Consider the following 13,684-nt stretch of genomic DNA (forward strand, 5'->3'; position numbering starts at 1 on the left):
GGTTCTATAATGGCTGCTCCTGCTGGACTTCTACTTGCTAAAATGTTAATTCCTGAAACTGAAGTTCCTGAAACTAAATCAGGTACAGAAGTTAAACTTGAATCAACAAGTTCAAGTGTTATTGAAGCTGCTGCAAATGGTGCATCAGAAGGGCTTGGAATGGCTTTAAATGTTGCTGCTATGTTACTTGCATTTATAGCTTTAATAGCTTTAATCAATGCTTTACTTGGATGGGTAGGTGGAATCTTTGGTATGGACTTCTTAAGTCTTTACTGGGTTCTTGGAAAAGCTTTCACACCAATTGCTTGGCTTATGGGAGTACCTATGTCTGATTTATCAACTGCTGGTAGTCTTCTTGGTCAAAAAATTGCTATCAACGAATTCGTTGCTTACTCAGAACTTGGAGTTAATATAGCTAATCATACATTACAACCTAAAACTATTATGATTTTAAGCTATGCTCTTTGTGGATTTGCTAACTTCTCATCTATCGCTATTCAAATAGCTGGTATTGGTGGACTTGCTCCTGAAAGAAAAGGAACAATAGCAAAACTTGGGTTCAAAGCTTTACTTGGTGGAGCTATGGCTACATTTATGACTGCAACAATTGCAGGAATATTATTTAGTGCATAATCTATTATCCTAAAAATTAAACGGACAACTCATATTGAGTTGTCCGTTTTTATCTATTATTTTATTACTGTTAGTTCTTTATTATACTCATTAAGTCTTTTACAACCATCTTTAGTTACCATAACTAAATCTTCTATTCTAACACCAATATCATTCTTAATATAAATCCCTGGTTCTACAGAGAAAATCATTCCTTCTTTTAAAACTTCTTCATTAACTGAACTTACATTTCCAAAGTCATGAACTTCTATTCCTATACAATGTCCTGTTCTATGTGTAAAATATTCACCATAACCTTTTTCAGTTATATAATTTCTTGCTGCATTATCAACATCACAGAATCTAACACCTGGTTTAATAGTCTTTATAGCTCTTTTATTAGCTTCTAAAACTATATTATATATATCAGCATGTCTATCTGAAACTTCTTTATAGAAGTATGTTCTTGTCATATCTGAGCAATAATTATCTTTTCTACATCCCATATCAATAACTATACAATCTCCAGCTTTTGGTTTGCTATCTCCTGATGAACAATGCGGATCAGCAGCATTAGCTCCATAAGCAACTATTGATGGGAATGAATTTCCTGATGTACCCATACTTAAATACTTTTCTGTTATAATAGCGCAAATTTCTTTTTCTGTTGAATTATCATTTATGCATGAAACTATTTCACTCATAACTTCATCATTAATTTTTGATGCTGTAATCATAAGTTCTTTTTCTTTTTCATCTTTAGTCATTCTAAGATTATCTATAATTGGTGAACCATTTATAAAACCACTTGCTCCCTTAAGCTCCATAAGTCTTATAAGGAAATGTGCTTTCCAATCTTTATCTATACCAATTTCTTTAGATTTATCTGTAAGTTTACTTAATACTTCTACTCCATCTTGTATATCATCATACCAAACAAGCTCTATATCTCCACACTCTTCAACTGGGAAAAGTTTATTTACAACAAATTTTTTATCACCATTAACATTTATGTATAATGCAAGCATTCTTTCTCCTGCATGTATCATCTTACCTGTTAAGTAAAATAATGATGGTGCTGATGTAACAACTATTTGTGAAAGATTTTGCTTTTTCATCTCTTCTATAACTTTATCAATTCTTGAATTATTCATTAAAATCATCCTTTCAAAAAAACTACTAATTTCTTTAATTATACACTAGATAAAAAAAATTTAATAATTGTTAGTGTAGATAATTTTTAATGTTATAATATATTAAAAGTATTAATATACCAATTTTTTATATTTTTAATATGGATAATTGCGTAAACAAAGGAGAAATTTAAATGAGAACAGATGAACCATTAACAAGTGTTGAAATAAGGGAAAATGCTATTTATTTTGAAAATCTTATAGAGAAGGTTAAAAAATTATTCCATCTAAATAACTCTAACTATAAGTATTTACCTGCCGCTGTTGAGATTGAACATCTTAAATTTGTTGTAGAAAATATAATGAAAAAATTATCTGATAATATATCTAAAGAAGATATTGCACATATAATAGCCATAAAAAATAAAATTATAGATAAGTTACAAGATGAAAATGCTTTTACAGGGGAAATTTATGATGTGGATTCTACAAAGAAAAAAGCAATTACACCTAAAGAGGAATTTATAAATAATCTTGAAGAGGTTTATGATATAGATGCCTTCCATGAAAAAAATCCAGACTTTAATCCAAAGTCTGATACTCTAAATAATACTGAGATTTTAAAATTAAAATCTGAACTTTCAGAAGTTCTAAAAAAACTTGAAAATAGATTAGAGAAAAAGCTAAAAAAATAATATAATTAGAATAGTGGAATTATAACCACTATTCTATTTTTTTAAAAGGAGTTATATTTATGAGATTAGCTGTTATATCAGATATACATGGAAATTTATATTCGTTACTTAGAGTTTTAGAGGATATAGATTCTCAAGAAGTTGATACAATAATTTGCCTTGGTGATTTAGTTGGTTATGGTCCTCACCCAAATGAAGTTATTGCACTGATTAAAAGGAAAAACATCCTTTGTATCAAAGGAAACTATGATGCATCTGTTGTTGATAATGATTTTACTTATATTAGAAGAACTAATATTAATGATTTTTCACTTACTTGGACTGTTGAAGAACTAAGAGCATCAAATATTTATTACCTTGATAATCTTCCAACAGAATTTAATATGGACGTATGTGGTAAAAAAATTAAATTTGTTCATGGAAGTCCAAGAAAAATCAATGAATACCTTGATGAAGCAAATGAAGATATTGAAGGAATCATGAGTAATCTTGATGCTGATATTCTTGTTTGTGCACATACTCATATTCCTGGTTCTAAACAATTTGGCGATAAACTTTTAGTTAATGATGGTAGTGTTGGTAAACCTAAAAATGGTTCACCAAATGCAACATACGCTATAATTGATTTATTTAATGGAGCTACTCCTAAAGTTAAAATCAGAAGCGTTGAATATAATGTACTAAAGATAGTTAAAGATATGCAAATAAATAAATTCCCAAGTTCTCTTATTTCCTCATATGAGCGTGGTAGAGAATAACTTTTAGAGATTGTACACAATACAATCTCTTTTTTCATATATTATTTATTATTGCATTTAATAATTAGATATTGTAAAATAAATTATAATTAAAAAAACTAATTACTGTGAAGAGAAGAGTAAACTAAGGAATTTATCTATTTAGCGAGTGAGTTATGGTGAGAGTCTCATATTTAAACCTTTTTTGAAGAACATCTTGGAGTTTCTAACCGAAAAATTAATTTTTAGTAGGCTTAGACGGAGTCAAACCGTTATTCATTGAAAGGCATATAACTGTGCTTGTATAAATAAGTTGGCTTAGAATTTTTTTCAGAGCAATTTGGGTGGTACCGCGAAATCCTTTCGTCCCAGAATAGGATATTGGGGTTTTTTTTGTATCCAAAAATAAATTTTAGAAAAGCGAGGATAAGTATTATGAAAGATTCAATTTTAGTAAAAAGTCTTTATAGAAACACATCTGAGTATGCTGGTAAGCAAATAGAAATCTCAGGATGGATTAGAACTCTTAGAGCTTCTAACGCATTTGGATTTATAGAAGTTAATGATGGTTCATTCTTTAAAAATGTTCAAGTTGTTTTTGCAAACGACAAACTTTCAAACTATGATGAAATAGCTAAACTTCCTATAAGTTCTGCTATAAAAATTATTGGTACTCTTATTGAGACACCAAACACAAAGCAACCATTTGAAATTCAAGCAGAGGAAATTATTTTAGAAGGAATGTCTGATTCAACATACCCTCTTCAAAAGAAAAGACATACTCTTGAATATTTAAGAACAATAGCTCACTTAAGACCTCGAAGCAACCTGTTTTCAGCTGTATTTAGAGTTAGAAGTGTAGCTGCTTATGGTATCCATAAATTCTTCCAAGATCAAGGATTTGTATATACTCATACTCCTATCCTTACAGGTTCAGACTGTGAAGGTGCTGGTGAAATGTTCCAAGTTTCAACACTTGATTTAAAAAATGCTCCTTTAACAGAAGATGGTGCTATAGACTATAAGAAAGATTTCTTTGGAAAAGAAACTAACCTTACTGTTTCAGGACAATTAAATGCAGAAACATTTGCTTTAGCATTTAGAAATGTTTATACTTTCGGACCTACTTTTAGAGCTGAAAATTCAAACACAACTAAACATGCTGCTGAGTTCTGGATGATAGAACCTGAAATAGCTTTCGCTGATCTTCAAGATGATATGGATCTTGCTGAAGATATGCTTAAATATGTTATAAACTATATAATGCAAGAATGTCCTGAAGAATTAGCATTCTTTAATAGTTTTGTTGATAAAACATTACTTGAAAGATTAAACCATGTTGTTTCATCAGACTTTGGAAGAGTTACTTATACAGAAGCTGTTGAGATATTATTAAAAGCTGATAAGAAATTCGATTATAAAGTTGAGTGGGGAATAGACCTTCAAACAGAACATGAAAGATATCTTGCTGAAGATGTATTTAAGAAACCAGTTTTCATTACTGATTATCCTAAAGAAATCAAAGCATTCTACATGAGATTAAACGAAGATGGAAAAACTGTTGCAGCAATGGATTGTTTAGTTCCTGGAATCGGAGAAATCATTGGTGGAAGTCAAAGAGAAGAAAGATATGATGAACTTCTTAAGAGAATTAAAGACCTTGGTCTTAATGAAGAAGATTACTGGTGGTACTTAGAACTTAGAAAATTTGGAGAAACTAAGCACGCTGGATTCGGACTTGGATTTGAAAGACTATTAATGTATGTAACTGGTGTTGCAAATATTAGAGACGTTATACCATTCCCAAGAACTCCTGGTCAATCAGAGTTTTAATAAAAACAAAACACACAATGCAGATGCATTGTGTGTTTTTCTTTTTAGTATATTACTTTATTTTTTCCACTTCTTTTTGCTTTATATAAATTTGAATCTGCTTTTTCAATAACTTCTTCAATTGTATCAAAAGTTGTATGCTTTGCAACTCCCATACTTACAGTAATTTCATTTCCATAATCCCACTCAAGGCCATGTATTCCAAGTCTTATAAGTTCAGATATTTTAACTGCAATATCACTATCACTTGTTTTTATAACTAAAAGGAACTCTTCGCCCCCATACCTACAAGTTAATACATTAGCACCACCTAAAGCTCTCATTGTCTTTACTAATTTTTTCAAGACTAAATCTCCAAATTGGTGTCCATATGTATCATTAACTGATTTATAATTATCTACATCTACCATTACGACAAAAAAATCTTCGTAATTTTTAGCAAGTTTCTTCATATAAATATTTGTATATCTTCTATTATAAGCTTTTGTTAAATTATCCTTATTAAGTTCTTTACTTAATTTTTTCATATTTTTCTTTTTACTATAATAAGCTTTTATTATTATAAGTAATAAAAATATTGCTGCTATAGTTGTTATAAGTAGCAATTTTATATTTGATTGTGATTTCTTTATTTTAATTTCACTAAGTATATTCTGTGGGTCATTTTTATGAATATTTATAATTATGCTAGCATTTACTTGTTCCTTACTATCAGCCATATCTTTTTCTTTTTTTATATACTCTTGATAGTATTTTACTGCATTTTTATAATCGCCTATTTTACTATATGATAATCCTAACTTATTTAAAATATGTATATTAATTTCATAGTTATTTTTTTCATTCATATATTTATATGCTTTAAGATAACTATCTATAGCCTTATTCCATTCTTTTTCAATTGAATATAAACTGCCTAAATAATAATAATATTCTACATCTATTAAATTAGATTTAACTGTATCTTTTCCCTCACCTACGATAGCTAAATTAGCTTTTGCATGCATTATATCATTCATATGCAACTGAACTCTAGCTAAATATATAAGACCATTTAAATAATTAAATTTACTTTTTTCATCTTTAGCTAGTATTATTCCTTTATATGCATACTTTTCAGAACTTGTATAATCTTCCTGATAATAATAATAATTAGATTTAACATAATCTATACTAGATGTTTCTTTTACATCATATTTACTTTCAAGTGATTCCCCAACATTAAAATATTCTTTTCCATATGCCTTGTCTCCAAGTATATTACATGTTGTTGCAATTAAATAATTTATACCAACCATATTCTTAAGATACTGCTCATTTCCTGTTTCTTTATATAGAGTTGTAGCATTATCAATATATGTAAGTGAATACCTTATGATCACAGTATACCTTTTTAATTCAATTGATATACTTAATATATTTATTATTACACTATTCGCTTCATCTAAAAGCTCTAAATTAGTGTATATACTTTCTGCATTACCTAAATACTTAATCGCATTATCTATTTGATTTTCTTTATAATATGCCATACCTATTTCTTCCTGTAATTTAGCTGCACTAGCACTTTTGCTATCTACCGTATCTAATTCAGAAATAAGTTCCGTTATACTATTATTTGATTGTGCCAAAACTATAATATTAGTTTTAGCTAAAAAGACCAAACTAAAAACAAATAAAAGAATAAAAAATCTGATAAAAATTTTCAATTTTTGCCCTCCTTTTTTAATCAAATTAAAGTTTACTCTACATATTATATCAAAGTTTTATATTTTATGCTCATTTTTACTCACTATCTATTTCTAACCTAGCATCTATCTACTTAAATTCATTAAATTCTTTAAAAGCATATTTATGATGTGACATATCAGCATTAAGTACTATATCAAATTTATTATCTATAAAATCTATTTCCGTAAGACTTGTCTGTTTTACAAAAGGCTCATCCCATAACGTATTCAAATTTCTTTCTTCTAATCTACACATAAAACTTTTTATTGTTATTGTATGAGTTACAACTAAAATCCTTTTACCTTTATTTGATTTTATAATCTCATTTATTGCATTAAAACTTCTATCTGCCATTTCATTATAAGTTTCTCCACCTTCTGTTGGATTATAGCTAAGTGGCTTGTTCCAAAAGTTATACTGATTATCTATACATATCTCTTTTATTTCCTCTTGGCTTTTACCTTCCCACATACCTACATTTATTTCTCTTAGCCCATCATGTGTTGCTATACTTATTCCTCTTTTACTCGTTAATATTTCTGCTGTTTGATATGCCCTTCCTGTTGGACTTGAATAAACAACATCAATTTCCAAATCTCTTATTCTTTGTTCAAGCCACTCTGCCTGTTTTACTCCAAGCTCTGTTAAATCTGAATTTGCCCAACCTTGAAATCTTCCCTGTGTATTCCAAATTGTTTCACCATGTCTTGTTAAATATAATTTTGTCATCATTAACTTTAGTGATATTATAGTTTTTAACTAATCACTAAATCTATCCCCCTTTATTTTAAAATCTTTCTATATTATAATTTACAATTATATTTTTTCAAAACTAAACTGCCGATGTTTTTATTTTAGTCATAAAAAAAAGATGCTAGATTTCTCTAGCACCCTATATCTTAAATTATTATCTTCTTTTTACTAACTCATAAAGTATTCTTGCACCCTCACCAGTAGCTCCTAAATCAGAGTATGGAAGAGAAGCATCAGTCCATGATGTTCCTGCTATATCAAGGTGCATCCATGGCTTATCTTGAACAAACTCACCAATGAATAGTCCTGCTGTTATTGACCCAGCAAATCTTCCACCGATATTTTTAAGGTCTGCAACCTTTGATTTATTCATCTCTTTATATTCTTCTGTTATTGGTAATCTCCAAACATCTTCACCTGTTGATTTAGATGCTTCTTGAAGCTCTGCATAGAATTTATCTTCATTAGCTAAAACTCCTGTTGTACTTGTTCCAAGAGCTACTAAAACAGCTCCTGTTAAAGTAGCAATATCAACTACTGAATCAACATTTTCTTTAGTAATTATATAGTGAACTGCATCAATAAGAGTTAATCTTCCTTCTGCATCTGTGTTTAATATCTCTATATTTTTTCCACCCATTGAACCAATGATATCTCCTGGCTTATAAGCTTTATCTGAAATAGCATTTTCACAAGTTGCTACTACTGCTACTACATTTTTCTTAAGTTTTCTTTCAGCTATTATAGACATAGCACCAATTACTGCTGCTGATCCACCCATATCTGATTTCATTGTATCCATTGATGTACTAGGCTTGATTGAATATCCTCCAGTATCGAAAGTTAACCCTTTTCCTACAAGACCTTGCTTTTTATTTAAGTTTTCTGAATCTCCGTTATATCTCATAACAATAAGCTTTGGCTCATGTATTGAACCTTTAGCTACTGATAAGAATGCTTCCATTCCTAGAGCTTTGATCTCTTCAAGAGATTTAACTTCAACTTCAAATCCATATTTAGCTCCACATTTAACTGCTTCATCAGCAAGTAATGATGGTACCATTATGTTTGCAGGCTCATTTACTAAATCTCTAGCAATGATTGTTCCTTCTGCAAGTATTACTGATTCCTCTAAAGTTTCTTTAGCTACTGATAACTCTTCTGGAAGATTTATTACCATATCACTATTATCTTTTTTAGCAGTTTTGAACTTGTCGAATTTATAATCTCCAAGAATCATTCCCTCTACTAAACCTTTAACTAAATCTGCTACGTTTGAAAGCTCAACATTCTTTAAACAAACTTTAACATTTTTAGCTTTTATAGCTTTAAGTTCTCTTACAGCTTTTGAGAAAGATTTTCTCATGCTATCAACTGTTAACTCTTCAGCTTTTCCAAGACCTAAAACAATTATATCTTGAACAGTACCATCTTCTAAAGTTCTATCTAAAACTAAAACTTCTGATTTAGCACCTTTAAATATTTTCTTAGCCTCAGCTCTTTTTATCTTTGCTTCTATTTCTTTGTTCTTGCTTTCTAATTTACCTTCAAAAAAAGGAACTAGAACTGCATCAACTGACTTAACATCAATCTCATTTATATTAATATTTAACATAAATACACCTCTTTCACTCAATTTAATATCTGTTATCTAATTTTAGTATCTCAGATTTTCTATATTAAATACTATTTTACCACTTTAAGCGTATCATTTTGTGAAGAAAATGTGTTTTTTTTAAATTTTATGAACTTTTTGCATAAATGCATTAATTTCTACTAATTAAATAAGGCTGTGGATAACCTTATCTAAAGTTATCCACAGCCTTATCATTATCTTTTATATGCATATAATTCATCTAAGAATTTCTTATCTAACCTTTGTACTACAAGTTTTATTAAATTTACAGCTTTGGTATAATCATCATAATTAAAAATAGTAGTTTCTGTATGTGCATTTCTAACTGGGATGACTACTGTTAAACAAGGAACTCCCTCTTCATATAAATGAACTGCCCCTGAATCTGTTCCACCACCTGATAAAATGTCATACTGAAAATCTATATTATTATCTTTTGCAACATCAACAAAAAGATTTAATAATTTCTTATTTCCAATTGCAAGTTTATCACAAACCACAAGACAAGGTCCTTTTCTAAGTTTTCTACCTTTACCACCAAGTGCTGGTGTATCTTTTGTTGAAGCTACATCTATAATTATCGCAATATCAGGTTTCACAACAGATGTTGTAGTTTTTCCACCTCTTGTCCCAACTTCTTCTTGAACTGTCCCTACTCCATAAACTGTATTATTATGGTGAACATCTTTAAGTTCTTTCAAAACTGAAACCATAGTAGCACACCCAATTCTATCATCCCATGCTTTTCCAAGTATATTTTTTGTACCATTCATAACTTCAACTTTACAATATGGCGTTACCATATCACCTGGTCTTATGTTAACTTCACAGACTTCCTCAAAACTTTCAAATCCTAAATCTACATATATATCATCAAAAGAAATATCCTTTGTAGATTTATCAGTCATCATAACCCCAACAAATTTTTCACCATTATAATTAGTGATAGTTACTTTTGATGCAAGAGCCATGTGAGGATTCCACCCACCAAGAGGAAAAACTTTTATAAATCCATTCTTATCTATATCTCTAACTACAAAACCAACCTCATCCATATGAGCTACAAGTGAAACTTTTATTTCATCACTTTCACCTTTTTTAACCCCTATGATACTGCCAAGATTATCATACATAAATTCATCAACATATTCTTTAAGCTCTGATTTTATAATTTCTCTAACTTCATCTTCAGCACCTGGAATACCATCAGCTTCACTAATTCTTTTTAAAAATTCTAAATCTTTCATTACAATTCCTCCCTATCTATTCTTAACTGCTATCTCAAGTCTATTTAATGCTTCTTCTAAAATACTTCTTGGACATCCTAAATTAATTCTTGCAAATCCATCTCCATTATCAACAAAAGTATATCCCTCACAGAACTTTATCTTTGCTATATTTAAGTTAAACTCTTCAAGTTTTACTGGGTCGTCTTCTATTTCTCTAAAATCAAGCCATGCAAGATATGAACCTTCTGGTTCTATAAGCTTAATTCCTTTAATTCTAGTTTTTAAAAACTCTCTCAAATAATCTAAATTCCCCTCTATATATTCAATTAACTCTTCAAGCCAATCTTCACACTCATTATAAGCAGTTGTAACTGATGGAATTACAAATATATTTGGTGATGTTATAGAATTATTCTCTAGCCTTTTTTTAAGTCTATCTCTAATTTCTTTGTTTGGAATAATTGTATAAGATGATTTAAGTCCACCAAGATTAAATGCCTTATTAGGTGAAGTACATAAAATAGTGTTATTCTTTATCTCCTGTGTTGTTTCAATTATAGGTGTATGCTTATTTCCATAAAGCATAAGTTCTCTATTAATCTCATCTGAAACAAGTAAAACATTATGCTTTTTACAAAGACTCGCAATAGCTAAAACTTCACCTTTATCCCAAACCCTACCTGTTGGATTATGTGGAGAACAGAAAATCATAAGTGTTGTTTTTTCATCACTAAGCTTTTCTTCTAAATCTTTAAAATCTACTTCATATCTACCATAATTTAAAACAAGTCTATTATAAATTGGATTTGCTCCACCCCGAGCTATTGCATTATAAAATGGGTCATATGCTGGACTTTGTATTAAAACATTATCTCCTTTTTCACAAAATTCCTGAACTATATAATGAAGTGTACTAACTGTACCATGCGTAAGTGTAATCCACTCTTTTTCTACTTTTGAATTATGTCTTCTATCATTCCAATTAATTATTGAATTATAAAATTCATCATGAACATATGTATATCCATAAATCCCATGACTAGCAACAGCCTTTATAGCTTCCTGAATTTTAGGTGCACAAGGAAAATCCATATCAGCCATTCCCATTGGTATAATATTATCTCCAAATGTTCCGTTATCATTTAACTCTGTCATATTCCACTTTCTAGCTTTAAACTCACCTCTATCAACTAACATATCAAAATTATATTTACCCATATCAAACTCCCCCTGCTTATACTAATTTTTAATATTTCAAATCTAAATATTTCAAATCTAAATATTTTAAATTTTACTTTATTCTTAATTTTAAGTTCTTTTATAACTCACAATTAAAAATAAACTATCTTTATTTATTTATTTAAGTAGAACCCACTAAGATTTTCTTAGTGGGTTCTGTTTTATTTTTTAGAAATCTAAATCTAATTCATCTAATAATTCTTGCTCACTCGCATCAAATACTTCTGCTTTTCCTTTTTCAGCTTCTTCAAGCTCTCTAGCAAGTTCTTGCTTTTCTAAAATCTTGAAGAAAGGTAGATAAACAGCTACTGACATAAGTATTTGTAATACTTGAACAAATGGTACTCTCCAATCCATATTCGTTAAGAATCCTTCAAAGAATAATGGTAAGTATGGAGGGTCAAAGAATGGTCTAGCAAGTATATCAAACTTCATTAATACGAATGGGAATATACCAACAAGTGTTCCACCTAAGATAAATGGTATTAATAATATTGGGTTAAGTATTACTGGAACTCCAAATAATACTGGCTCATTTATACCGAATAATGATGGTATTAATGCAACTTGTCCAACTTTTTTATATCTCTTTGATTTACTAATTAACATTGCTATAACAAGACCTATTGTAACTCCCGAACCTGTAAAGTTTGCAAAGGCTGAGAATGTTCCACCTGTTACAACGTGAGGTAATAATGCCCCTGCTTCTTTTGCAGCAATATTCTCTGCAAGGAACTGTACAAATACTGGTGAAAGAATTGGACTTAAAACAGCTGAGTGAATTCCAAAGAACCAGAATAATAATCTTAACATTATAACAAAAGCAACTACGAATAAGTTATCCATAGATCCGATTGCTGGAGCAAGCATTTTCATAATAACTTCTGGAATTAATAATCCATCTGTCATTGTTGCAACTGCATATCTAAGACCTAAGAAGAAAGTAGCTATTGCTATTGTTGGTGTAATTAACTCAAATGAGCTAGATACGAAATCTGGTACACCTTCTGGCATTTTAATAACCAGTTTATGAATTGTAAAGTATCGATAAATTTCGACTACTGCGATTGCAATAAAAATACCTGCAAACAATCCTTTTGAATCAAGGAAACTTGCATTAAGCATACCCTTATCATCAAACGAAACTGTAACTAACATATAAGCGAATGCTGATAAAGCAACTGAACCTATAGTATAAATTTTATAATGTTCACTTAAGAAATATGATATTGCTAGAACTGCATACAGTCCTATCATTCCTAGTGATAATTTTATAAGTAAGTCTATAAGATAAACGTTATGTTCAAACCAGTTTTGAACTGCCATGTTATTTTCAAATACGTTTTTAATAGTTTTTAATGGATACGCAAGTGAACCAAGTAATAGTATCGGTGTTAAGACAACCATTCCCTTCTTAACTGCGCTAAGATGTGGTTGCTTATCAATCTTGTTTGCTACTGGCATTAAATACTTTCTAATGAATGCCTCAAACTTTCCGAAAAGTGTTCCTCCCATGTTAATTCCCCCTTAAATTTTTCTATTTATTTTGACCATGAATCTCTCATTTATTCTAAAAATGCCTATATACTAATTAACATTTTTAAATTACCCCTAACTAAAAATGTTATTCTAATAAACACCATTTTTATAATTAACCATCTACCCACCCTTTTGAGTAGATGGCTATAAACTTTACTAAGCCTTAAATCTTTTCATTGCTATAAGTGCCTGTTTTAAAACTGTTGCACCATCCATAGCTCCATATATCTCTGATGTTAATAAAACTGTTGGCTTATTATGCTCTTTTGCTATTTCTTGAACATGCTCATACTTGTGGCTAAGCTGTGGTCCTACAAGCACTATGTCATATCCTGTAATTTTACTTTCAAGTCTATCAACTGGAATAGCTTCCATTGGTGTAAAATCTTCTATGTTTAACTTTTGGCTCCCTTTGATAACTGTCTTTATTGCATCCATCATCATTGTTGTTGAGAATCCACCTGCACATACTAATAATATTTTCATAATTAATTCCCCCTTGTATGATGTAGTTATAACATAACAGTAAAAACTAAACACGTTCTAA

At 29.8% G+C, this 13,684-nt stretch carries 12 protein-coding genes and 1 other annotated feature; of the genes, 4 read left to right on the forward strand and 8 right to left on the reverse strand.

The window, feature by feature from the left end; all coding sequences use genetic code 11:
• Window positions 1–633: nucleoside transporter C-terminal domain-containing protein (locus Q0V15_RS08300; RefSeq protein WP_297437890.1), on the forward strand; the 633-nt coding region annotated here is incomplete at its 5' end.
• Between the two features lie 56 nt (window positions 634–689).
• On the opposite strand, the gene Q0V15_RS08305 is transcribed toward Q0V15_RS08300, so the two are convergent.
• Entirely contained in the window at window positions 690–1,766 is a 1,077-nt protein-coding gene (locus tag Q0V15_RS08305; RefSeq protein WP_297437891.1) for a Xaa-Pro peptidase family protein, read from the reverse strand.
• 173 nt (window positions 1,767–1,939) lie between these two features.
• On the opposite strand from Q0V15_RS08305, the gene Q0V15_RS08310 reads away from it, so the two are divergent.
• The 3 genes from Q0V15_RS08310 (at window position 1,940) to asnS (ending at window position 5,010) form a co-directional block, all read left to right on the forward strand.
• Entirely contained in the window at window positions 1,940–2,440 is a 501-nt protein-coding gene (locus Q0V15_RS08310; RefSeq protein ID WP_297437893.1) for a hypothetical protein, read from the forward strand.
• 59 nt (window positions 2,441–2,499) lie between these two features.
• Window positions 2,500–3,198: a metallophosphoesterase gene (locus Q0V15_RS08315; RefSeq protein ID WP_297437895.1), complete on the forward strand. Its 699-nt coding sequence runs from the start codon at window positions 2,500–2,502 to the stop codon at window positions 3,196–3,198.
• A 98-nt stretch (window positions 3,199–3,296) separates the two neighbouring features.
• Window positions 3,297–3,551, forward strand: a binding site (T-box leader).
• A gap of 61 nt (window positions 3,552–3,612) precedes the next feature.
• Window positions 3,613–5,010: an asparagine--tRNA ligase gene (asnS, locus tag Q0V15_RS08320; RefSeq protein WP_297437897.1), complete on the forward strand. Its 1,398-nt coding sequence runs from the start codon at window positions 3,613–3,615 to the stop codon at window positions 5,008–5,010.
• A gap of 44 nt (window positions 5,011–5,054) precedes the next feature.
• Here asnS and Q0V15_RS08325 read toward each other — a convergent pair whose 3' ends face one another.
• The 7 genes from Q0V15_RS08325 to Q0V15_RS08355 all read right to left on the reverse strand — a co-directional run bounded on the left by Q0V15_RS08325 (window position 5,055) and on the right by Q0V15_RS08355 (window position 13,623).
• Window positions 5,055–6,719, reverse strand: coding sequence for a diguanylate cyclase (locus Q0V15_RS08325; RefSeq protein ID WP_297437899.1), 1,665 nt, complete (start codon window positions 6,717–6,719; stop codon window positions 5,055–5,057).
• Between the two features lie 109 nt (window positions 6,720–6,828).
• Window positions 6,829–7,473: a histidine phosphatase family protein gene (locus Q0V15_RS08330; protein WP_297437901.1), complete on the reverse strand. Its 645-nt coding sequence runs from the start codon at window positions 7,471–7,473 to the stop codon at window positions 6,829–6,831.
• Between the two features lie 175 nt (window positions 7,474–7,648).
• On the reverse strand, window positions 7,649–9,109 hold the full coding sequence (locus Q0V15_RS08335) for a leucyl aminopeptidase (RefSeq protein ID WP_297437903.1): 1,461 nt from the start codon (window positions 9,107–9,109) through the stop codon (window positions 7,649–7,651).
• A 215-nt stretch (window positions 9,110–9,324) separates the two neighbouring features.
• Window positions 9,325–10,377, reverse strand: coding sequence for a M42 family metallopeptidase (locus Q0V15_RS08340; RefSeq protein ID WP_297437905.1), 1,053 nt, complete (start codon window positions 10,375–10,377; stop codon window positions 9,325–9,327).
• Between the two features lie 12 nt (window positions 10,378–10,389).
• Window positions 10,390–11,577: a MalY/PatB family protein gene (locus Q0V15_RS08345; RefSeq protein WP_297437907.1), complete on the reverse strand. Its 1,188-nt coding sequence runs from the start codon at window positions 11,575–11,577 to the stop codon at window positions 10,390–10,392.
• 189 nt (window positions 11,578–11,766) lie between these two features.
• Window positions 11,767–13,113, reverse strand: a complete 1,347-nt coding sequence (locus Q0V15_RS08350) for a PTS sugar transporter subunit IIC (protein ID WP_297437909.1) — start codon at window positions 13,111–13,113, stop codon at window positions 11,767–11,769.
• Window positions 13,114–13,293: 180 nt separating this feature from the next.
• The gene (locus Q0V15_RS08355; RefSeq protein WP_297437911.1) at window positions 13,294–13,623 is read right to left on the reverse strand and encodes a PTS sugar transporter subunit IIB; all 330 of its coding nucleotides are present in this window, start codon (window positions 13,621–13,623) and stop codon (window positions 13,294–13,296) included.
• Window positions 13,624–13,684: the final 61 nt, after the last annotated feature.

The organism is uncultured Clostridium sp., assembly GCF_947036855.1.
Taxonomy (GTDB): Bacteria; Bacillota; Clostridia; order Clostridiales; family Clostridiaceae; genus Sarcina.

Excerpts from the sequence above, each read along its gene's own strand:
- Q0V15_RS08305 (WP_297437891.1), bottom strand. The coding sequence starts at position 1,766 with ATGAATAATTCAAGAATTGATAAAGTTATAGAAGAGATGAAAAAGCAA.
- Q0V15_RS08310 (WP_297437893.1), top strand. The coding sequence starts at position 1,940 with ATGAGAACAGATGAACCATTAACAAGTGTTGAAATAAGGGAAAATGCT.
- Q0V15_RS08315 (WP_297437895.1), top strand. The coding sequence starts at position 2,500 with ATGAGATTAGCTGTTATATCAGATATACATGGAAATTTATATTCGTTA.
- asnS (WP_297437897.1), top strand. The coding sequence starts at position 3,613 with ATGAAAGATTCAATTTTAGTAAAAAGTCTTTATAGAAACACATCTGAG.
- Q0V15_RS08330 (WP_297437901.1), bottom strand. The coding sequence starts at position 7,473 with ATGATGACAAAATTATATTTAACAAGACATGGTGAAACAATTTGGAAT.
- Q0V15_RS08335 (WP_297437903.1), bottom strand. The coding sequence starts at position 9,109 with ATGTTAAATATTAATATAAATGAGATTGATGTTAAGTCAGTTGATGCA.
- Q0V15_RS08340 (WP_297437905.1), bottom strand. The coding sequence starts at position 10,377 with ATGAAAGATTTAGAATTTTTAAAAAGAATTAGTGAAGCTGATGGTATT.
- Q0V15_RS08345 (WP_297437907.1), bottom strand. The coding sequence starts at position 11,577 with ATGGGTAAATATAATTTTGATATGTTAGTTGATAGAGGTGAGTTTAAA.
- Q0V15_RS08350 (WP_297437909.1), bottom strand. The coding sequence starts at position 13,113 with ATGGGAGGAACACTTTTCGGAAAGTTTGAGGCATTCATTAGAAAGTAT.
- Q0V15_RS08355 (WP_297437911.1), bottom strand. The coding sequence starts at position 13,623 with ATGAAAATATTATTAGTATGTGCAGGTGGATTCTCAACAACAATGATG.